The following is a 21,316-nucleotide window of genomic DNA, read 5'->3' as shown; positions in this document are numbered from 1 at the left end:
AAATTGTTTATAAAACATGAGGTTATCGCACCAAATTGGTATATTCCTTGTAAAATCAAGGCTTTTTCTATATGATTTCGCGGTCTGAAATGCTCCTTTCATCGTTAGGAGTTGTGTCATTTCATTTGAAGAATAAAAATTAAACCAATTAAATTAGAGTCCGATGGGGAGACGATCCGCATGAGTAAAGACGGTGTCGATAACGGCCGCCGACGCTTTCTACTTTGGTCTACATCAACTGTAGGCGCAGTAGGAGCAGTGGGTATTGCAGTGCCTTTCGTGGGTTCTTGGCAGCCAAGTGCTAGAGCCGAAGCAGCAGGTGCTCCTGTTGAAGTTGATGTGACTAAAATTGCACCCGGACAAGCTGTTCGGCATGAGTGGCAAGGAAAACCGATTTTTGTGGTTAAAAGAACACCAGAGATACTTAGTAAACTTGGTGAAATCACAAAACAAGACATGTTAAAGGATCCCATGTCGGAAAAAGAAGGAACAAAGCAGCCTGGATATATTAAGCCTGAAACTCGCTCGATAAAAGATGATGTTTTTGTGGTTATCGGTATTTGTACTCACTTAGGTTGTGTTCCTCAGCATAAAAAAGAACTGTCCGCTGAAGAAGGTGGTGGTTTTTTCTGCCCTTGCCATGGCTCTAAGTTTGACCTGGCAGGTCGTGTTTTTTCTGGTGTTCCTGCCTCTAATAATTTAGAGGTTCCTCCGTACAGCTATAAAGATGATAAAACAATTATCATCGGTATCGATCAGGGAGCCGTATAATGACTAGAATGCAGAAATTTATGGGATGGGTAGATGCTCGATTTCCGGCGACTAAAGTTTGGAACGAGCACATCGCAGAGTACTATGCGCCTAAAAACTTTAACTTCTGGTACTTCTTTGGCTCTTTAGCCATGCTGGTGTTAGTTAATCAGCTGCTCACAGGAATTTGGTTGACGATGCATTATAACCCTTCGGCAGAGGGGGCGTTCGCGTCTGTTGAGTACATCATGCGAGACGTGCCTTATGGTTGGTTATTGCGTTACATGCATTCTACTGGTGCCTCGGCATTTTTCTTGGTGATTTATCTGCATATGTTTCGCGCCATGTTATACGGTTCTTACCGTAAACCGAGAGAGTTGGTTTGGTTGTTCGGCATGGTGATTTTTGTACTGCTCATGGCAGAAGCGTTCATGGGATATTTATTACCTTGGGGTAATATGTCTTACTGGGGAGCTCAGGTAATTATTAATCTTTTCTTGGCTGTTCCTTATTTTGGCGAAGATCTAGTACAGTGGATTCGTGGTGATTATCTAATATCTGGTGCAACGTTAACTCGATTTTTTGCCTTGCATGTCGTTGCTTTGCCAATAGCACTACTGTTGATGGTTTTCCTTCATATTGTTGCGCTTCATGCGGTTGGTTCGAATAACCCGGACGGCGTAGAAATAAAGAAAAATAAAGATGAAAACGGTATTCCAAAAGATGGAATTCCTTTCCACCCATACTACACAGTGAAAGATATCCTCGGTGTTGCTGGATTCTTGTTTTTATTTTGTATGGTTATCTTCTTTTTCCCCGAAGGCGGCGGCTATTTCCTTGAGCCACCAAACTTTACGCCAGCAGATAACTTAAAAACTCCTGAGCACATTGCTCCAGTATGGTATTTCACGCCTTTCTATTCAGTATTAAGAGCGGTGCCTGATATGGCTCTTGGTGTTGTGGCGATGGGATTATCCATTGTGGTTTTATTTTTGATGCCTTGGTTAGATAGAAGTCCTGTTAAATCGATTCGCTATAAAGGTTGGATATATAAAACTGGATTATTTTTGTTTGTTGTGAGCTTTGTCATTCTTGGTTATTTGGGAATGAAGCCTCCCTCAGATTTGTTCACTTTAATAGCGAGAATTTGTACGGTTTATTATTTCTTCTATTTTCTGTTGTTCCTTCCGTTTTATCACTTATTCGATAAAACAAAACCAGTTCCAGAGAGGGTGACGCACTAATGAAAAAAATAATTGCGATCGCGTTAGCTACACTGTCCATGGCTGCTTTTTCTGCAGGTGGTGGTGACTACAAGCCAAATGACCCTGCGAATATAAACATCAATGATAAGATGGCTTTGCAAAAAGGATTTGCCTTGTACATGAATTATTGTATGGGGTGTCATGGATTACAGTACCAACGTTACAAGCGTACCGCAGAGGATTTGGGTATTTCAGAAGAAGTTCTGAAATCTAACTTAATCTTCGATGGTTCGAAACCTGGGGATTTGATTAAGACAGCCATGCCTGAAAAGTATGCTGAAAATTGGTTTGGGTCTGCTCCTCCCGATTTGAGTTTGATTGCTCGTTTCAGAGGAACTGACTGGTTATATAATTATCTACGTGCTTTTTACAAAGATCCAGAGCGTCCTTACGGAGTTAATAATACTGTATTTAAGGACGTTGGTATGCCTCATGTTTTAGAACCGTTACAAGGTGTACAGTTCTTAACGGAGGAAGGAGATTTAACGTTAATCTCTGAGGGCTCTATGAGTCCTGAAGAATATGATAATGCAATTAGAGATCTAGTGACCTTTCTTGATTATGTTGGTGAGCCTGTGAAGGCAAAGCGGCAGTCGATAGGAATTTATGTACTCTTGTTCATTCTTGTGTTTTTCATATTGGCTTATTTCTTGAAGAAAGAATATTGGAAAGACATTCATTAATCAGTGAGCCACTCCTATTGAGTGGCTTTCATTGGATTAATTATTTATCGGAGAAAGTTTTATGGCAGTTGTAGCCAAACGCTCTTTAATGACAATGTATTCAGGTGCTGATGATATTTACAGTCATCAGGTCAGAATTGTTCTGGCTGAAAAAGGCGTAAATTTTGAGACCATTGAAGTAACTGAAGAAAACAAGCCAGAAGATCTTATGGATCTTAATCCGTATAACACGGTACCTACTCTCGTAGACAGAGAGCTTGTATTGTTTGAAGCTCGGATTATTATGGAATATTTGGATGAACGTTTTCCTCATCCTCCACTAATGCCTGTATATCCTGTTGCTCGTGCTCGTTCTCGATTAATGATGCACCGAGTAGAGAAAGACTGGTATAGCTTGGTTAACATCATTCAGCGGGGTAAAGACAAAGAGCTTGACCGAGCAAGAAAAGAATTGAAAGAAAGCTTAATTACCTTGGCGCCGGTTTTCCACGAGACACCTTATTTCTTAAGTGAAGAATTTTCACTGGTTGATTGTTGTTTAGCTCCTTTACTTTGGCGATTGAAGTCGATGGATATTGAGTTATCCGGTCGAGGTGCTAAAGAAGTTCAAGGTTATATGGAGCGGTTGTTTGAACGAGATTCGTTCCAGGCGAGTTTGACTTCAACAGAAAGAGAGCTCAACGAGGCGTAAATTGGAATTTTCTAGCAATAAACCTTATTTGATTCGGGCTCTTTATGAGTGGATTCTTGATAATCATGGTACACCGCATTTAATTGTGAATGCAGATTGTCCTGGAGCTCAAGTGCCTCAAGAGCATGTGCAAAACGGTGAAATAGTACTAAATATTTCACCGAGTGCTGTTCAAGGTCTAAATATTGATAATGATGAAATAACTTTTAATGCTCGCTTTTCGGGGGTAGCTCGAGTAATTCGGTTACCGATTAACTCCATTTTAGCAATTATTGCACGTGAAAATGCCCAGGGTATGGCGTTTTCGACTGATGAGAGTGATGTGGACATGACTTCTGACGATGATGATGTAACGAACGAGCGTCCAGCAGAGGAAGTTGAGCCAGATAAAAGTAAGTCTCCTAAGAAAGGTTCTCATTTAAAGGTTGTAAAATAACGCTGTTGGTTCAGCGTTATTTTTTTATAATCTCAAAAGCTTGAATAACTCGCTTGACGCCAGAAACATTTCTTGTGATATCTACTGCTTTATTTGCTTCTGTTTGGGACATTAAGCCTAAAAGAAACACTTCTCCATCTTCCGTGACAACCTTAACTTTTGATGAGTCTAAATCGTCATCGACAAATAAAGCTGTTCTGACTTTTGTACTTAAACTCACATCGCTAAGATAAGCGAGCGAACTGGTTGGCGCGGCAACTCGAATTTCATTATAAACTTTTTTTACTCCTGATATCTTTGAAACAATTTGGTAGGCTTTTTCTTTCAAAGTTCTAGTTGGTGCCTGGCCTGTTAATAGAATCGTTTTATTAAAACTGGTGACATCGATTTCGCTATTTTTCCAGAGCTCATCGTTTTTAAAAATTAATTGAGCGGCTTCAAGTTCAATACCTTTATCGTCAATAACGGTTGCGATATCACGTTGCTTTAAATCATTTGACGAGGAACCTTTTTGTCCAATAGTTTCGCAACCTGTTATAGCGATAGTTAAAGTGGTAATCAATAAATACTTTTTTAATTCCATCGTTAATCAATTTCTCCGAATAGACTATTTTCTATATAGTCACTTAATGTGTTGATAACTAATGTATGTAATTCCTGAATTCTTGAGTCAGAATTTGAAGGAACACGTATTTCGATATCGTTTGGTCCGATTAAGCCAGCGACATTGCCGCCATCTTTTCCAGTGATAGCGACAATCAGCATGTCACGACTGAGTGCTGCTTCAATGGCTTTTATGGTGCTTTTTGAACTTCCACTGCCACTAATGACTAGTAAAACATCGGACTCTTGTCCTAATGAGCGTATTTGTTTAGCAAACAATTCATTGACTTGATTATTTGTTGCTAGTGAGGTTAGCGCTTGTGAGTTAGACGTTAAAGCAATTGCAGGAAGGCTCGGTCTTTCGCGTAGATGAGAGTGCAGAAGGGTTGAAACAAAATGTTGTGCAAGTCCTGCGGAAAAGCCGTTACCGCAAGTGAGAATTTTGCGACCCTCTATCAAGCAGTTGACCATGATATCACCTGCTTTGGCAATAGTTTCTGGTAAAGTATCGGCAGATTCTATTTTAGTTTGAATGCTTTCCGTAAAAGCATTTTGTATGTGTTCAATCATAATTTCTTAGCAAGTAAATGCGTTTTTAACCCAGTCGCATTCTTTATTATCAAAAGATACAACATCAAAGCGACATGGCTTTTTATTGTGTAGATTATGTTCCGTTAAATATTGGTTTGCAGCTAAAGTAATTTTTCTTTGCTTTTCTGCGCTCACAGTCGATGAAGCATTTCCGAAGTTAGCTCTTTTACGATAACGAACTTCGATGAAGACAATTGTATCACTGTCTTGCATGATTAGATCAATTTCGCCGAGCTTTGTTCTAAAGTTTTTTGAGATTAGAGTCAGTCCTTGAGACTCAAGCATTTTTTGAGCCTCCTGTTCAAAATACTTGCCGGTCGATAGAGTTGAATCTGCTACTGGAGTATCTGAGTTAGCGAGATTTTTGCTTCTGTTCTTGCTCATCAGTTGGCGGAATAATTTCACTTGGAACTCCTTTTTTGAACTGAGCAATACTTAGCGTTCGGTTAACCCTGCCTTGTTGATCTACGGACAAGTAGCCACTTAATCCTCGTCGTTTGTAGCTCGTAAATGCTTGCATCATATTAAGGTTCGGTATTATTTGATAGGCATCAAATCCAAGTGCAAATAATCTTCCAAACGGAGAAGATACTGATGGTAAAACTTGTGCTATTGACGATTTGAGATCTTGAATTTCTTTTGCGTTAGAAATAAGCATGGGACTATCAGTAAATACAATACCGTTGAGATCGTTATTCAACTGCGCATTTATTGCACCAGAGTTTATTCTTGAAACGGAATATACGGGTAAATCATGCGCAAAATAGTAATCTAAAAATGGCTTTATTCTGCGAGCTTCCCCGGGGGATGAAACAAGAAACACCATATCGACATCTTGTCTGCGACGCTGGACATATTCAAGAGGTTGACCCAAAATACTCACGAGCTGGTCTTTACGCCGCTCACTGTTGTCAATATTGAGTAGCCGCTTTACAATCATTTTTATTTCTTTAGGATCGCTGTAGTACTGGATTTCAGCAACGTTTCCTTCTTGTTTTTCAAATGCTTCGCGAAAAGCATTTACCGTTCTATCTCCCTGATCACTGGAAGGCGCAAGAATCACTGCTTTTTGATGCTGCTGCTTTTTAGCCAGGTCAGCGATTTGTTGAGCTTCATCTTCCAATGGTAATCCAAATTGGTAGAAGTTCTTGTGAGTTACCTCTAGACCATCAACATGATTCAAACTAAGTTGCGGAACTTCTAGCGATTCGAGCTCTGCGATTTTTTGCACTGCTTCTTTGGTTAAAGGGCCGACGATAAAATCAGCACCTTCTTTGATGGCTCTTTCGTACGGGGTTAAAGGCGACAAATCTTTCGCCGTATCATAAACTTTGACTACTACGTCACGAGCTTGCTCTGAATTGTAATGTGCAGCAAAAAAACCATCTCGAATCATCCGGCCACCAGAAGCTATTTTGCCAGATAAAGGTAGCAGTAACGCGATTTGTTTTGGTTTGTAAACCTTAGCTTCAGCAACTTGCTTCAATTCATAAGGCATTTTGACATTCGCAGGGTGTAAAGGGTATCTCTGCTTCCATTGATTGAGTGCAGACAAAAGCTGTTCTGGGTGGTCAATGTGTTTTCGAGTCAAGAGTGCGATATCCAACCAGCCATTTACAATAGGATCAGAAAATTGTGTTTGGTACAAACGGAGAAACTGTTCTGAAATATTGCTGAGAGAATCCCAGATGAATTGATGATTTTCCTCTATTTGTTCTTCATTAAAAAGAAGATCTTCCATTTCAATTCGAATTTTAGCCGCTTCGTAATAGTTGCCATCTTTCAAATAGGCTTTTGACAAAGCTTTTCGATAGGTAATTTGCCAGTCAATATCGTGTTGGCTTGGCTTTTGAATGCGTTTAAAGAATTTAAGCGCGGCATCGGTTTGCTCGAGCTCATTGAGTGACATGCCATAGTATAAATAGTAACTTTCTTTCTCCAGGCTCGATAAATATTCTGGATTTAAAAACGAAAAAGTCTCTTGTGCTTTCAGGTATTGAGCTTTTTGTGCCAAAATAGTCGCGGCTTTAAGCAGGTATTGGCTTTTCTGAGGTTGAGGACTATCTTTTGCTAACCCTAGATAGTAGTTAGCATTATCGATACCTTCTTTTACATTCTGAACATCATTTTTTTGACTACAGGATGCGATTAGGAAAAGAACTAAGAGTGTCAATATTCGTTTATGCATGCTTTGCTTCCGGTTAACTCTGAGCATTATTAGTATATAATTTTATCAAATTTTCTAAGTTGATTCGTTTATGGATTCACAGTCTGGTACATTGTACGTTGTAGCGACGCCTATTGGTAATCTTGGCGATATCACCCAAAGAGCTTTGCAAATACTCCAGCAAGTTGACCGTATTTTAGCCGAAGACACGCGGCGTACTCATCAGCTTTTGACGCATTTTGGTATAAAAGGTTCGTTAGTTTCATTACACGACCATAATGAACGACAAAGAATAGAGCAAATCGAGGAGTGGCTCCAATCTGGACTTAGCTTAGCACTTGTCTCGGATGCTGGCACTCCATTAATTAGTGATCCTGGCTATTTTATAGTAAGAGAACTTCGAGAGCGTGAGTTTTCAGTGGTTCCTATTCCTGGTCCAAGTGCGTTAGTGGCTGCTTTGTCTGTTGCTGGACTGCCGACGAACCGTTTTTGTTTTGAGGGTTTCTTGTCCAGTAAATCGACGGCACGCAAGAAACAGCTTTTGGCTTTAAAGGATGAAACTCGCACCGTCGTATTTTACGAGTCTTCACATCGTATTAAAGGATGCGTTGAAGATCTCTGCGAAGTCTTTGGCGATGAGAGAGAAATGGTTATTGCTAGAGAATTAACTAAGCAGTTTGAAACGGTTCTTGCCGGTAAGCCTGCTTCGATACTGGATTTGATTAATGCTGACTCAAATCAAACTCGCGGAGAATTTGTTGTTATGATTCAGGGGGCCGATAAAGAGCTCCTTGAAAGTAAAGTAAGTAGTCACCAGCTATTAAAAGAGCTAACACCACATTTACCGACTAAGCTAGTGGCTCAAATCGTAGCTAATTTAACAGGTGAATCAAAAAAAGATTTGTATGCAAAAGCGCTTGAGATGAAGCTTTGAGCTTGTTTTCAAATGGATTAGCCGTCAAAATACACGCTGGCTGGCTGGACAGTCGCCGCCCGAGCAATCGGGGGGAGGAAAGTCCGGACTTCGCAGGGTAAAGTGCCAGGTAACGCCTGGGGGGCGAAAGCCCACGGCAAGTGCAGCAGAAAATATACCGCCGATGGCAGCTTTTGCTGATCAGGTAAGGTTGAAATGGTGCGGTAAGAGCGCACCGCGCGACTGGTAACAGAAGCGGCAAGGTAAACCCCACTTGAAGTAAGACCAAATAGGGATCCTGACAGTGTGACCCGCACTGGATCCGGGTAGGTTGCTTGAGTTTTGTGGTGACGCAAAACCTAGAAGAATGACTGTTCTCGACAGAATCCGGCTTATAGGCCAGCCAAATTTTTCTAACGTTCTTTTATATAATTCTGCTCTATAATTCCAAACGCTTCTAAAGGCAAAATACTTAAGAAATTACTTTAAGTTTGATACGTAATTGCATGAAAAACATGTTATTCATGCCCTAATCTCGAATGTTTTATGTGATCCACCTCTAACTTATTGTCAAATAAGGAAAAAATTTAGGATTTCGTCAGCTTTTTTTCTTGACTGAGATTTCCCTCGTACCTATAGTGTAAAGAAGTGGAGAATAGTGACATTTTGTGGATCTAAATAACTGTCTTGGGACGCTAAGTGGTTATTAGAGAGGGTAGGTCGTGTTTCGAGGTGCAACTTCAATAAATCTTGATGCAAAGGGACGGATAGCCATTCCGGCCCGTTATCGCGATCGCCTGTCTGACATTTGCAACGGCCGCATGGTTGTCACTAAAAATCCATACGAACTCGACACTCCTAATCTCCTACTATTCCCACTCCACAATTGGGAAGACTTTGAAGAGCAAGTTCGTGCTCTACCCAGCAGTAAGAAAGCCTATCGTCTGTTTAAAAGAGTCACTATTGGTTCTGCTAAAGAAGTTGATGTTGATGGTAACGGTCGTTTGTTGTTGCCAGCTGAACTACGAGAGTTTGCCGGTTTATCCAAATCGCTAATGCTTGTGGGACAAGGCGAAACTTTCCAGATCTGGGATGAAACCCAATGGAAAGCTCAAGAGGCTGAAGATTTATCGCTGTTGGCTGATGATGATTTTGACTCGGATCAATTACCTGACTTGGCGTTTTAATGATGAATGCGCAAAAACTACATGAATCGGTTCTTCTACGAGAAGCGGTGGATGCTCTGAGCATCCAGCCGGATAGTTTTCTTGTTGATGGAACTTTTGGTCGTGGTGGGCACTCACATTTAATAATGGAACAATTATGTGAGCAAGGATATTTACTCGCTTTTGACAAAGATCCTGAGGCAATCGAATTTGCAAACAAATTGTTTGGCGATGATTCCCGTTTTGGAATCGTTCATGCCAGTTTTGCTGAGCTCGCGGAAGTACTGAAGAAGCGAGATGTCTTTGGCAATGTTGACGGCATACTACTTGATTTAGGTGTTTCTTCTCCACAGTTAGACCAAGCTGAACGAGGGTTCAGCTTTATGAAAGATGGCCCTCTCGATATGAGAATGAATTCTTCACAAGGACAAACTGCCGCACAATGGCTTGCAAAAGCAGAGGAAGGAAAAATACGCCACGTTCTAAAAGTATATGGTGAGGAAAAATTCGCATCACGCATTGCTCGTCGCATTGTTGAAAGTCGGGCAGAACAGCCAATAACGACAACTCTTCAATTGGCCAAGATTATTGACGATGCTGTGCCTAAAAAAGATCCTGGCAAACATCCGGCAACACGAAGTTTTCAAGCAATTCGTATTTTTATTAATGAAGAGTTAAGTGATTTAGAGCGAGGATTAGAAGCTGCGTACGATGCATTGAAAGTCGGAGGCCGATTAGTTGTTATTAGCTTTCATTCGTTAGAGGACCGAATTGTAAAACGGTTTTTTAAAAAGCTAGCCAAGGCAGATGATTTTCCAAAAGATTTGCCCGTAATGGCAGATGCAATTAAACCAAAAGTTAAATTGCATGGTAAGCCCATAAAGCCAAGTGATGTTGAAGTAGATGATAATGTTCGTTCAAGAAGCGCCATTATGCGTGTGGCAGAAAAATTATGAATTGGCTTAAGCTGTTCGTTTCTAAGTTGGAGAAAACATTACCTCTGGTGATGCTAAAAAACTTATTCAGATTGCGTTGGATTTTATTATTGGGAGGCATTGTGTGGGTGCATGCGATTGGCGTAGCTTATGTGACCCATTTAACGCGTTCTCAAACGGCTCACTTAGAAGATTTGAAGCACCGGCAATATGAGCTTGAGATGGAATGGGAGGCATTGCGACTCGAACAGGGAGCTCTGGCTGAACATAATAGAATTGAAAGCATTGCGAGGAAAAAATTAGCGATGAAAAATGTCGCGGCGACAGATGAAATTTTAATAAAAGACGATAACCACTAAACAATATCGATAAATAATAATAGGACAGTAATGGGACAAGCACGAAAACCAAAAGGCATACCACTTTGCACATGGCGTCATATATTGATGCTGTGTGTAATTTCGTTTGCTTTTGTGGGTGTGTTAGCCAGGGCTGCCTATTTGCAAATATACGAAACAAGCCGACTTTCATCCGAGGCCGACAAACGAAGTGTCAGAATTCAAGGAATTGATACTCGACGAGGTGTGATTGTTGATCGAAATGGTGTTGAGCTTGCAAGGAGCATCCCTGTTGAATCTCTTTGGATTGATCCTAAAACGATATTAAAAACCCCTTCAACATTGCACTCTGTCAGTTGGAAGCAATTGGCTAATGCATTAAAGATGACCGAAGGAGAACTAAAAAGATTTGTTCAAGAACGAAAAGATAAACGGTTTGTTTGGTTACAACGTCAATTACATCCTGAACTCGCTAAATTTATTCATCGACTTGATATCGATGGAGTGTACTTACAAAAAGAGCAACGACGTTACTACCCAACTGCAGAAATAACTTCTCATGTAGTTGGGTTTACTGGTATTGATGCCAATGGATTAGAAGGTGTTGAAAAAGCTTATAACGATTTACTGATTGGTGAACCCGGCAAGGAAAAGGTAATCGTTGATTTACATCGCAATGTTATTGAAAACAAAGGTGTTGTGGACGATGCAAAGCAGGGGGAGTCGATCGCTTTAAGTATGGATTCTCGAATACAAGCTTTAGCTTACCGCGAATTGAAAGCTGCTGTATTACGTCATGGTGCGCGAGCCGGCAGTTTGGTGATAGTTGACATTGACACCGGTGAAGTTTTAGCAATGGTGAATCAACCATCTTACAACCCAAACCGAAAAGACCAGCGTCAGCCTCAACTTACTCGAAACCGTGCTGTTACAGATATGTTTGAACCTGGATCTACGGCAAAACCTTTTACGGTATTAACTGCACTTGAAAAAGATATTGTAAAACCTGGGACTCTGATTTCGACTGGACCCGGAAAAATGCGCGTTGGTAATCATTGGGTACGTGATGGGGTCAATCATGGAACAGTAACCGTGACAAAGATTTTGCAAAAGTCGAGTAATGTCGGAGTATCAAAATTGGCGTTGGCGTTAGATGATAATAGTTTTTTAGATACTTTTTATCGATTAGGGTTTGGTCTGGATACCGGAAGTGGATTTCCCGGAGAAAGCAGCGGTCGATTTAATGTTAGACCTAATTGGTCGAAATTTGAAAAAGCGACAATGGCTTATGGTTATGGATTCCAAGTGACTCCTCTACAGCTGGCTCAAGCATATGCGGTGATTGGTAGTGGCGGTATAAAACGTCCCGTTTCTTTTTTAAAGCTCGATAAACCAATCAGTGAAGAGCGTATCTTTTCTAAAAGTGCGACACAAAAAGTATTAGCGATGATGGAAACTGTCGTAAATGAAGGTGGGACTGCAACTGATGCTGCTCTTGAATCCTATCGAACAGCCGGAAAAACAGGTACTGCGCGTAAAGCAGTTAAAGGTGGTTACGGTGATGAGTACTTATCTTTCTTTGCTGGAATCTCACCGGTTAGTGACCCGAAAATTGCGATGGTTGTCATGATTGATGAACCAGAAGGCGATGTATATTACGGCGGTGATGTTGCCGCACCTGTGTATTCTAATGTAGCAGAAAAAGCGTTGCGTTTATTGAATATTGTTCCCGATAAAATCGAACAAATTGTTGAAGCAAAAGATTCTAAGGTGGTGAACCGTGGATAAAATTTTTGACTTCGACTCAATTAGTGAAAAGTATAAAGACGCGAAGCTACTCTGTGGCGAAAAAGTTTTAAAAGTTAATGATTGGACAGTAGACAGTCGTAAAGTAACAAAAGATGTTGGCTTCGTTGCTTGTGTTGGTCACCAATTAGATGGCAGGCAATTTATTCATGATGCGGTTGCAAATGGTGCATGTATTGTTATTTGTGAAGCGAATGATTTGTCTGAGACAGTCGCTTGTGATTTAGCTCAATTGTCGATTACTGTTGTATTGATCCACGATCTTAATCAACGCCTTAGTGCGTTGGCTTCATTATTTTATGATAATCCCTCTGAAAAACTTAATGTAATTGGCGTGACAGGGACAAATGGAAAATCCAGCTGTGTTCAAATGTTGGCTCAAACGATTCAGACAATTGACAAATGTTGTTGGACAATGGGAACTTTGGGGTGCGGAGCTTATGGTGCACAAGTTTCAAATGAAAATACAACAGCTGATGCTATTACAATTCAAAAAGAACTTAATAAAGCAGTGGAGAGTGGATGCGGAAATAGTGCTATGGAAGTATCGTCTCATGGACTTGTTCAAGGACGAATAGACGCCGTTTCATTTGACATTGCCGTATTTACCAACTTGACTCATGAGCATTTAGATTACCATGAAACAATGGATGCATATGGTTTGGCTAAGCGCCGTTTATTTTTGTTTGAGAATTTAAAATGGGTGGTAATTAATGTCGATGACAAATTTGGTCGAAAGTTAAAGAAAGATATTGAGATTAAAGCTCGTAAAATATTTGTTTCAGCAAAACAGCCGAGTGAAGGTGCTGATTTAAGTCAATGGGTTTGGGTTGAGAATATTCAACTTAATCAAAAAGGAATTCAGGCTGATGTATTCACACCTTGGGGAGAGGGAAAAATTAAAGTACCGCTTGTTGGTCGTTTTAATATCAATAATATTTTATCCGTTGTTGCGGTGCTTGGTATTAAATTAGGTAACGTACAAAAAGTATTAGAGGCCGTTAATCAAGTCACTTCCGTTGCTGGGCGTATGCAATTTATTCGAGAAAAAGGTCAGCCTAGTATTATTGTGGATTATGCCCATACTCCTGATGCGTTAGAGCAAGCGCTTCTTGCAATTCGAGATCACTGTACGGGAAAAATAATCACTGTTTTTGGTTGTGGTGGTGATAGAGATCCTGCGAAGCGGCCTATTATGGCAAAGGTCGCAGAAAAGTATTCTAATGCAGTACTGTTTACTGATGATAATCCAAGAACGGAAGATCCTTATAGCATTATTGAACAAATGCGAACTGGATTAAAGAGTCCGGATCGAGTTACATACATTCAAGATCGAAAGGAAGCTATCGTTGAGGCGTCAAAGCTCGCCTCTTCTGACGATATCATTTTAGTGGCCGGCAAGGGACATGAAGATTATCAAATAATAGGTACTAAGAAATTTCATCTTAGTGATGTTGAGTTGGCTCGAGAAGTTTTAAAGGAGCGAGCTGCATGATACCGATAAAGATGTCAGAAATAGCACGAGCAACACAAGGTCAACTCGTGGGTGAAGATGTATTAGTTCATGAAATTAATACTGATACTCGAAAGTCAAATGAAAGTTGTTTGTTTGTAGCGTTAAAAGGGGCTAATTTCAATGCTCATGTTTTTCTGGAACAAGCTGTTAACGATGGTGCTATAGGATTGGTTGTTGAGCAACAGTCTAGTTTAGATGTTCCTCAAGTAATAGTGAAAGATACTAGAAATGCCTTGGGACAAATTTCTCAACTTATCAGAGAAAAATCAACAGCCAAAGTTATTGGATTGACGGGTAGTGTTGGCAAAACATCGGTAAAAGAAATGATTGCATCTATTCTCAATCATGAAGGAGAAACGCTATCTACACTAGGCAATTTAAATAACGAGATCGGTGTTCCATTAACGTTGTTACGACTAACTAAAGAACATGAGTTCGCTGTAGTGGAAATGGGTGCGAATCACCCTGGAGAAATTAGATACACAACGGAATTGGTTCGCCCAGATGTTGCTCTAATTAATAATGTGGCAGCCGCTCATTTAGAAGGTTTTGGTGATTTGCAAGGGGTGGCTGAGGCGAAAGGTGAAATATACGAAGGACTCAATGCCAAAGGAACTGCCATTATTAATGTGGATGATAATTTTGCAAATTATTGGCGAGCGCGAATAGGTCAAAAGAAAGTTACTTTTGGTATCAAAAATGAAGCGGATATATTCGCTACAAGTATTGATTCAAGTAAACCGTCAGGTGTGCGTTTTCATTTACATCATAATGGTAAATGTCATGAAGTGTCCTTGGCAGTACCCGGTCGTCATAATGTTATGAATGCATTAGCAGCAACGGCGGCATGTTTATCAATAGGCATTTCTATAGAAAACATTGTTGCATCATTGAGAGGATTTACCGGTGTTAAAGGACGGCTAGAAGTTCATCGTCCTAGTGATGAGTTGGTAATTATTGATGATTCCTACAATGCAAACTACACATCATTGGCAGCAGCCATTGATGTATTAACTAATGAAGATGGATTAAAAATATTAGCGCTTGGCGATATGGGAGAATTAGGTGATGAGGCGAGAGAGTATCACCATAAAGCAGGTGTATATGCAAAAGAATCGGGAGTTGACTTACTACTGACAATTGGCGTGTTAAGTCATTTTGCTCACCAGGCTTTTAAAGAAGGGGCTTATCATTTTGCTACTCAAAAGGAAATGGTCGACTTTATTATTGAAAAAATTAAAAACAAAAAAACAGCTGTATTGCTTAAAGGATCTCGAAGCGCTCACATGGAAGACATAGTTACACCCATTCTCAAGTGGACGCAGCAAAATTTTGAGGGGGCGTGTTAATGTTACTGTGGTTAACTGAATATTTACAGCAATACTATTCTGGCTTTAATGTATTTAATTACTTGACGCTAAGAGCCATTCTCAGTGTTATTACTGCGTTGCTGCTTTCTCTGTTTATTGGTCCGATAATGATCAGAAAATTAGCTCATTATCAAATCGGACAAACAGTAAGAAATGATGGACCACAAACACATTTATCAAAGTCTGGCACGCCAACTATGGGTGGTGCATTAATTCTAATTGCTATTGCATTATCGACATTGCTATGGGGTGATTTAGAAAATCGCCATGTGTGGGTCGTTTTATTGTCAACGTTAGCTTTTGGGATTATTGGATGGGTAGATGATTATCGAAAACTCATTCGTAAAGATCCAACGGGCTTGCCAGCTCGATGGAAATATTTTTGGCAGTCGGTTGTTGGTCTTACAGTTGCCATTTATTTATTTCAAACACAAACGTCTCCGGTCGAAACAACTTTGATAGTTCCATTTTTTAAAAATGTAGCTATCGCTATGGGAGTTTTTTTTATTCCTATGACTTACTTTGTCATTGTTGGAACAAGCAATGCAGTCAACTTAACGGATGGGTTAGATGGACTAGCTATCTTACCTACCGTTTTGGTAGCCGGTGCATTAGGAATATTTGCATATGTAACTGGAAATATAAATTTTTCTGAATATCTAGCGATTCCTTATGTCGTTGGGGTTGGTGAGCTAACGATCTTTTGTGGAGCGATTGTTGGGGCCGGGTTAGGTTTTTTATGGTTTAACGCTTATCCTGCGCAAGTTTTTATGGGTGATGTTGGAGCCCTTGGTTTGGGCGCAGCTTTAGGGACTTTGGCGGTTGCAGTTAGACAGGAGCTTGTTTTGTTTATTATGGGCGGAATATTTGTTATGGAAACAGTTTCGGTCATCTTACAAGTTGGATCATACAAGTTAACTGGCAGAAGAATTTTTAATATGGCGCCTTTACATCATCATTATGAATTGAAAGGTTGGCCAGAGCCAAGAGTTATCGTCCGTTTTTGGATTATTTCAGTTGTGTTGGTTCTTATTGGACTAGCAACACTTAAGATACGGTAAAGAATGAAAACGACTAACGCAAAAATATTTAACGTAGCTGTATTGGGGCTCGGTATGACCGGTGCTTCATGCGTACGTTATGGTTTGCGTAAAGGCTGGAAAGTTTCAGTCTTTGATTCTCGTGAAGATGCATCGTATCACTCGTTATTTGCTGAATTTGACGAACGAGTTGAGATTCATCGTGGCGAATTTGAAAGCTCTCGCTTTGAGAATTTTGATTTGTTAGTAGCGAGCCCTGGAGTTGACTTATCTCATCCTCAATTGGCAAAGGCAATCAAAGATTACGAATTGGAAGTGGTTGGTGATATAGAGCTTTTCGCCCGAGAATGTAAAACACCTATCATCGCCGTTACGGGGTCAAATGGAAAATCAACCGTTTGTGACTGCTTGGGATGGTTGCTTAGTAAACTGAACAAACGCTGCATTGTGGCTGGTAATATTGGACATCCTGTTTTAGACCTCTTAGATGATAATGATGTGGAAATATTTGTTTTAGAGTTATCGAGCTTTCAATTGGAAACGGTTAAAAGTTTAAATGCTGAGGTAGTTTGTGTTTTAAATATTAGTGAAGATCATTTGGATCGGCATAAAACGTTAGAAAATTACGCCAATATTAAACGAAAATTGTATCAGTTTAGTGATTCGGCTGCAGTTAACATTGACGATTCGTTAACGCATGATCTGTCAATGCCTGGTAATCAGCTTTCATTTGGAGCTTCAGATACTGCTGACTTTAAAGTTTCTCAATCTAATAATGGATTTATTATCGAGAGATTTGGTGCGACGTTAGTTAATGAGAGTGATGTACAATTAAAAGGATTTCACAATGGATTAAACATCGCGGCTTGCTTGGCGATACTAGAACTCTATGGATTAACGATTGATTCTAGTGTGATTCAAGCGTTATCCGATTATTCTGGTTTGGAACATCGTTGTCAGATAGTTGCTTCGAACGACGGCGTCTTATGGGTCAACGATTCAAAAGCGACAAATGTCGGTGCATCACTAAGTGCAATTAATAGTTTTGCTAAATCCGCAAAAAATCTCTACTTAATTGCTGGCGGTGATGCTAAGGGAGCGGATCTATCTGAGCTGGGACAGTACATAGAGAGTTATGTCGTTAGATGTTATGTTTTTGGAAAAGATGCTGACAAAATTTTGTCAACAGTTTCGGGTGACCTGTGCATTAAAGTGTCCAATCTAAATACTGCGGTCAATCAAGTAAAGCAAGTTGTAAAGACCGGTGATTGTGTTCTTTTTTCTCCCGCATGTGCGAGCTTAGATATGTATGAAAATTACATTCAGCGTGGAGAGCATTTCATGCAACTAGTGAAGGAGGCGGTATGAGTCAAACGTTAACGCTTCCAAGTAATATTACTCAGTTGATAGATACAAAGTTATTAATGACTGTTTTTGTTTTATTGGCAATTGGCGGAATGATGGTTGTCTCAACTTCTATACCGTACGCTGAAAAACATATTGAAGCTAATGCGTTTTTCTTTATTAAGCGGCACTTTGCTTATTTGGCAATTGCTCTTGTAGCTGCTTATGTAACCTTAGGTCTACGGATTGAATTGTGGCAAAAGTACGGACCTTATTTGTTGATCGTATCGATTATTCTGCTAGTCGCGGTTTTATTTATCGGAAGAACAGTTAATGGTAGTAAGCGCTGGATTGCAATTGGGCCGATTACTGTTCAAGTATCAGAGCTAGTAAAGCTTTTTGTGATTACATACATTGCTGGTTATTTAGTGAGAAGAACGGATGAGTTACAAACACAGATACAAGGTTTTATTAAGCCTCTCCTTGTCGTAAGTTTAATTACTGTTCTACTAGTTGCTGAGCCTGACTTTGGTGCGGCAGCGGTTATTGCTATAACAACTCTGAGTATGATGTTTATTGCCGGCGCTAAGTTGTGGCAGTTCATATTACTGAGCGGTGGTGTTGGTGCTGCTTTGTTTGGGGTAGCAATTAGCCAACCATATCGTTATGAACGCTTGATGGTATTTTTAGACCCTTGGAAAGATCCTTTTGGTTCGGGCTATCAGTTAACTCAATCACTAATAGCTTTCGGTCGTGGAAATTGGTTTGGTGAAGGGTTAGGTAATAGCATTCAAAAACTATCTTATTTGCCAGAAGCACATACCGATTTCGTTTTTGCTGTATTTGCTGAGGAATTTGGATTTATAGGTGTTTTAGCGGTTGTTGCATTATTTCTTTTTTTATTCTGGCGCGGAATGAAAATTGCGCGTGAAGCTTTAAAATTACAACAGGCATATTCCGCTTATCTGGCTTATGGAATTACTATTTGGCTTACTTTGCAAGCATTGGTCAATATTGGTGTCAGTAGTGGAGCCTTGCCTACGAAAGGGTTAACTTTGCCATTTATCAGTTATGGTGGAAACAGTTTAGTTGTATGCAGTGTAGCGATTTCAATTTTGTTACGTGTTCACTACGAAACTCAAAGTGAATTGGCAAAAAGCAGTAGAAGTAAAAGGAGGCGCAAAAATGGATAGTGCGCCAAATGTATTAGTTATGGCGGGTGGTACCGGAGGCCATATTTATCCGGCATTAGCTGTAGCTAATGAATTAATGACACGAGGCTATTCTGTAACTTGGTTAGGCTCAGATGGTGGAATGGAGCAAGAGCTTGTTACAAGAGAATCAATACCTATGTACTCGTTACCAGTTAGTGGTTTACGAGGCAAAGGAAAGCTTGATTTATTAAAAGCACCATTTTTGCTATTGCTATGTGTGATTAAAGCAATGCGATTTATTGTGACATCGAAAAGTCAATTGGTATTGGGATTTGGTGGTTTTGCTAGTGGTCCAGGTGGTTTGGCTGCTTATTTAATGAGACGTAAATTAATCATTCATGAACAAAATGCTGTTGCTGGGTTGACGAATAAATTGTTGTCAAAATTCGCGTCGCTGGTGTGTCAGGCTTTTGAAGGGGTCTTTGAACGACACCCGAAAGTAGTGACAACAGGAAATCCTATTCGTCAGTCATTGGTGAAGTTAAATAAAGAGCTGAAACTCGCGAATAATCGTCCGATTAATGTTTTGGTCGTGGGTGGAAGTCGTGGCGCACAAGCATTTAACGATCATCTTCCAGAAACCTTTCGCTTGTTGCTGCTAGAAAATAAGATTTCGGTTTGGCACCAAACAGGTAAAGGTAAACTAGGAACCGTTAAATCTTATTATGATTCGTTTTCTGAGTCTGTGGTTGTTAGTGAATTTATTCATGACATGGATAAAGCCTACCAATGGGCGGATATTGTAATTTGCCGTTCAGGTGCTTTAACTGTGAGTGAAGTTTCTGTAATCGGAATTGCTGCGATATTTGTGCCTTATCCATTTGCGGTGGATGATCATCAAACAGCAAATGCTAAAGTTCTTGCGGATAAAGGCGCGGCGAAAGTGATTCAGCAAGCGAACATAGAACAAGTTGAGTCATTGTTAAATGAATTTATAGAGCAGCCTGAAAAAATTTTAGAAATGTCTCGTGCAGCAAAAAAGTTAGCAATTATAAATGCATCAACAAAAATCAGTGATTTTTGTGAGTCTTTGATTAAGAGTAGTTAATTTATGAAATCGATAAAGCAAAACTTTCCAATTCCAGAAATGAGGCGAATTCGTCAAATTCATTTTGTCGGTATTGGTGGTGTCGGTATGAGCGGAATTGCCGAGGTGTTGCTTAATCAAGGATATCGGATTTCAGGTTCGGATAGAAATCAAAGCTCTGTAACTGATCGATTAATTAAGATGGGAGCCGATATAAGCTTTTCTCATACCGCGAATAATGTCTTAGGTGCAGATGTGGTTGTAGTCTCGTCCGCTATTGATAGCAGTAATCCAGAACTGGAAGCCGCGCGTATGAGACGAATACCTATCGTTCGACGTGCCGAAATGTTAGCTGAGTTAATGCGATATCGACACGGTATTGCTATTGCGGGAACTCATGGAAAAACGACAACGACTAGCTTGATCACGACAGTTTGTGCGAAAGGTGGCTTGGATCCTACATTTGTAATTGGTGGCGTATTAAATAGTGCTGGTAGTAATGCTCAAATGGGATCGAGCCGTTACTTTATTGCGGAAGCCGATGAGAGTGACGCAAGCTTTTTGCATTTGCAGCCTTTAGTGAGCGTTGTGACAAATATTGATGCCGATCATATGGATACTTATGGTGATTTTGACAATTTGAAACAAGCTTTTGTCGATTTCCTTCATAATCTTCCGTTTTATGGATTGGCTGTATTGTGTATCGATGATCCTGTTGTTAGAGAAATTTTACCTAGATTATCTCGACCTTATGTCACCTACGGGTTTGATGAAAAAGCGGATTATCGAGCGATGGATTTTTCTCAAGTAGGAAATGTCAGTCGTTTTCAGGTGCAACGTAAACAAACTGGACGACCGATTGCAATCGATTTGAATTTACCTGGTAAGCATAATGTCTTAAATGCGTTGGCTGCTATTGCTGTCGGAATTGAAGAAGGCGTTAAAGAACCCGCGATTAAAGAGGCATTATTAAACTTTGAAGGAATTGGCCGTCGTTTCCACTCCTTCGGTACCTTCCCTTGCGCAAAAGGTGAAGTTGAAGTGGTTGACGATTATGGACATCACCCTAAAGAAGTAAAGGCGACTATTGAAGCTGTTAGAGAAGGTTGGCCAGAAAGAAGATTGGTTATGGTTTATCAACCTCATCGCTATTCAAGAACGAGAGATTTGTACGAAGATTTTGTTTCTGTTTTGTCTTCTGTTGATGTGCTGCTTTTACTTGACGTCTACGCAGCGGGTGAGAAACCTGTAGCAGGAGCTGACAGCAAAGCGTTATGTGGCAGTATTCGTCAGCGAGGAGAGCTTGAACCCATTTATGTTGAGAGTCGAGATAAGTTAGATGAACTGATGCCAAATGTTTTAAATGATGGCGACTTGGTTCTGACACAGGGCGCCGGAGATGTTGGCAAGATTTCAAGTCATTGGCATCGTAATAAAGAAACTATTTTTTTGAAGAGTTAA

General features: G+C 40.2%; 21 protein-coding genes and 1 other RNA gene. 18 read left to right on the top strand and 4 right to left on the bottom strand.

Going from position 1 to position 21,316, the window contains the following annotated elements:
• Window positions 1-180 precede the first annotated feature (180 nt).
• From petA to FAX86_RS12305, 5 genes are all read left to right on the top strand, one after another.
• Entirely contained in the window at window positions 181-771 is a 591-nt protein-coding gene (gene petA / locus FAX86_RS12325) for a ubiquinol-cytochrome c reductase iron-sulfur subunit (protein WP_144393711.1), read from the top strand.
• Window positions 772-779: 8 nt separating this feature from the next.
• On the top strand, window positions 780-1,994 hold the full coding sequence (locus tag FAX86_RS12320; RefSeq protein ID WP_144394041.1) for a cytochrome b: 1,215 nt from the start codon (window positions 780-782) through the stop codon (window positions 1,992-1,994).
• The gene (locus tag FAX86_RS12315; protein ID WP_144393710.1) at window positions 1,994-2,698 is read left to right on the top strand and encodes a cytochrome c1; all 705 of its coding nucleotides are present in this window, start codon (window positions 1,994-1,996) and stop codon (window positions 2,696-2,698) included. The genes FAX86_RS12320 and FAX86_RS12315 overlap by 1 nt, the downstream gene beginning before the upstream one ends.
• Before the next feature lie 61 nt (window positions 2,699-2,759).
• A complete protein-coding gene (gene sspA, locus FAX86_RS12310; RefSeq protein WP_144393709.1) occupies window positions 2,760-3,389 on the top strand; it encodes a stringent starvation protein SspA in 630 nt (209 codons plus the stop codon).
• Window position 3,390: 1 nt separating this feature from the next.
• Window positions 3,391-3,825 (top strand): ClpXP protease specificity-enhancing factor, encoded by a 435-nt coding sequence (locus FAX86_RS12305; RefSeq protein ID WP_144393708.1) that lies wholly within the window; start codon window positions 3,391-3,393, stop codon window positions 3,823-3,825.
• A gap of 16 nt (window positions 3,826-3,841) precedes the next feature.
• Here FAX86_RS12305 and FAX86_RS12300 read toward each other — a convergent pair whose 3' ends face one another.
• Genes FAX86_RS12300 through FAX86_RS12285 form a run of 4 tightly spaced genes read right to left on the bottom strand, consistent with a single transcriptional unit; the run spans window position 3,842 to window position 7,207 of the window.
• On the bottom strand, window positions 3,842-4,408 hold the full coding sequence (locus FAX86_RS12300; protein WP_144393707.1) for a BON domain-containing protein: 567 nt from the start codon (window positions 4,406-4,408) through the stop codon (window positions 3,842-3,844).
• 2 nt (window positions 4,409-4,410) lie between these two features.
• On the bottom strand, window positions 4,411-4,998 hold the full coding sequence (locus tag FAX86_RS12295) for a D-sedoheptulose-7-phosphate isomerase (RefSeq protein ID WP_144393706.1): 588 nt from the start codon (window positions 4,996-4,998) through the stop codon (window positions 4,411-4,413).
• 6 nt (window positions 4,999-5,004) lie between these two features.
• Window positions 5,005-5,403: a YraN family protein gene (locus tag FAX86_RS12290; protein ID WP_144394040.1), complete on the bottom strand. Its 399-nt coding sequence runs from the start codon at window positions 5,401-5,403 to the stop codon at window positions 5,005-5,007.
• Window positions 5,372-7,207 carry a penicillin-binding protein activator gene (locus FAX86_RS12285; RefSeq protein WP_164503562.1) on the bottom strand — a complete coding sequence of 612 codons (1,836 nt, stop codon included), beginning with the start codon at window positions 7,205-7,207 and terminating at the stop codon, window positions 5,372-5,374. Before FAX86_RS12285 ends, FAX86_RS12290 begins: the two co-directional genes overlap by 32 nt.
• A gap of 70 nt (window positions 7,208-7,277) precedes the next feature.
• On the opposite strand from FAX86_RS12285, the gene rsmI reads away from it, so the two are divergent.
• From rsmI to murC, 13 genes are all read left to right on the top strand, one after another.
• Window positions 7,278-8,120, top strand: coding sequence for a 16S rRNA (cytidine(1402)-2'-O)-methyltransferase (gene rsmI, locus FAX86_RS12280; protein ID WP_144393704.1), 843 nt, complete (start codon window positions 7,278-7,280; stop codon window positions 8,118-8,120).
• A gap of 36 nt (window positions 8,121-8,156) precedes the next feature.
• An RNA gene (rnpB, locus tag FAX86_RS12275) (RNase P RNA component class A) lies at window positions 8,157-8,510 on the top strand.
• Window positions 8,511-8,821: 311 nt separating this feature from the next.
• Complete coding sequence (mraZ, locus tag FAX86_RS12270) at window positions 8,822-9,286, top strand: division/cell wall cluster transcriptional repressor MraZ (RefSeq protein WP_144393703.1); 465 nt, start codon at window positions 8,822-8,824, stop codon at window positions 9,284-9,286.
• Complete coding sequence (gene rsmH, locus FAX86_RS12265) at window positions 9,286-10,221, top strand: 16S rRNA (cytosine(1402)-N(4))-methyltransferase RsmH (protein ID WP_246128589.1); 936 nt, start codon at window positions 9,286-9,288, stop codon at window positions 10,219-10,221. Before mraZ ends, rsmH begins: the two co-directional genes overlap by 1 nt.
• Window positions 10,218-10,559 carry a cell division protein FtsL gene (ftsL, locus tag FAX86_RS12260; protein WP_144393702.1) on the top strand — a complete coding sequence of 114 codons (342 nt, stop codon included), beginning with the start codon at window positions 10,218-10,220 and terminating at the stop codon, window positions 10,557-10,559. Before rsmH ends, ftsL begins: the two co-directional genes overlap by 4 nt.
• Window positions 10,560-10,589: 30 nt before the next feature.
• Entirely contained in the window at window positions 10,590-12,326 is a 1,737-nt protein-coding gene (locus FAX86_RS12255; protein ID WP_144393701.1) for a peptidoglycan D,D-transpeptidase FtsI family protein, read from the top strand.
• On the top strand, window positions 12,319-13,839 hold the full coding sequence (locus FAX86_RS12250; RefSeq protein ID WP_144393700.1) for a UDP-N-acetylmuramoyl-L-alanyl-D-glutamate--2,6-diaminopimelate ligase: 1,521 nt from the start codon (window positions 12,319-12,321) through the stop codon (window positions 13,837-13,839). Before FAX86_RS12255 ends, FAX86_RS12250 begins: the two co-directional genes overlap by 8 nt.
• Window positions 13,836-15,209, top strand: a complete 1,374-nt coding sequence (locus FAX86_RS12245; RefSeq protein WP_144393699.1) for a UDP-N-acetylmuramoyl-tripeptide--D-alanyl-D-alanine ligase — start codon at window positions 13,836-13,838, stop codon at window positions 15,207-15,209. The genes FAX86_RS12250 and FAX86_RS12245 overlap by 4 nt, the downstream gene beginning before the upstream one ends.
• On the top strand, window positions 15,209-16,291 hold the full coding sequence (gene mraY, locus FAX86_RS12240) for a phospho-N-acetylmuramoyl-pentapeptide-transferase (RefSeq protein WP_144393698.1): 1,083 nt from the start codon (window positions 15,209-15,211) through the stop codon (window positions 16,289-16,291). The genes FAX86_RS12245 and mraY overlap by 1 nt, the downstream gene beginning before the upstream one ends.
• A 3-nt stretch (window positions 16,292-16,294) precedes the next feature.
• Window positions 16,295-17,638 carry a UDP-N-acetylmuramoyl-L-alanine--D-glutamate ligase gene (murD, locus tag FAX86_RS12235; protein WP_144393697.1) on the top strand — a complete coding sequence of 448 codons (1,344 nt, stop codon included), beginning with the start codon at window positions 16,295-16,297 and terminating at the stop codon, window positions 17,636-17,638.
• Entirely contained in the window at window positions 17,635-18,807 is a 1,173-nt protein-coding gene (gene ftsW, locus FAX86_RS12230; protein ID WP_144393696.1) for a putative lipid II flippase FtsW, read from the top strand. The genes murD and ftsW overlap by 4 nt, the downstream gene beginning before the upstream one ends.
• On the top strand, window positions 18,800-19,876 hold the full coding sequence (gene murG, locus FAX86_RS12225) for an undecaprenyldiphospho-muramoylpentapeptide beta-N-acetylglucosaminyltransferase (RefSeq protein ID WP_144393695.1): 1,077 nt from the start codon (window positions 18,800-18,802) through the stop codon (window positions 19,874-19,876). Before ftsW ends, murG begins: the two co-directional genes overlap by 8 nt.
• A 3-nt stretch (window positions 19,877-19,879) precedes the next feature.
• Window positions 19,880-21,316 carry a UDP-N-acetylmuramate--L-alanine ligase gene (murC, locus tag FAX86_RS12220; RefSeq protein ID WP_144393694.1) on the top strand — a complete coding sequence of 479 codons (1,437 nt, stop codon included), beginning with the start codon at window positions 19,880-19,882 and terminating at the stop codon, window positions 21,314-21,316.

The sequence above is a fragment of the Pleionea sediminis genome, assembly GCF_007570825.1.
Lineage (GTDB): Bacteria > Pseudomonadota > Gammaproteobacteria > Enterobacterales > Kangiellaceae > Pleionea > Pleionea sediminis.
This window is presented reverse-complemented; position numbering and strand designations above follow the sequence as displayed.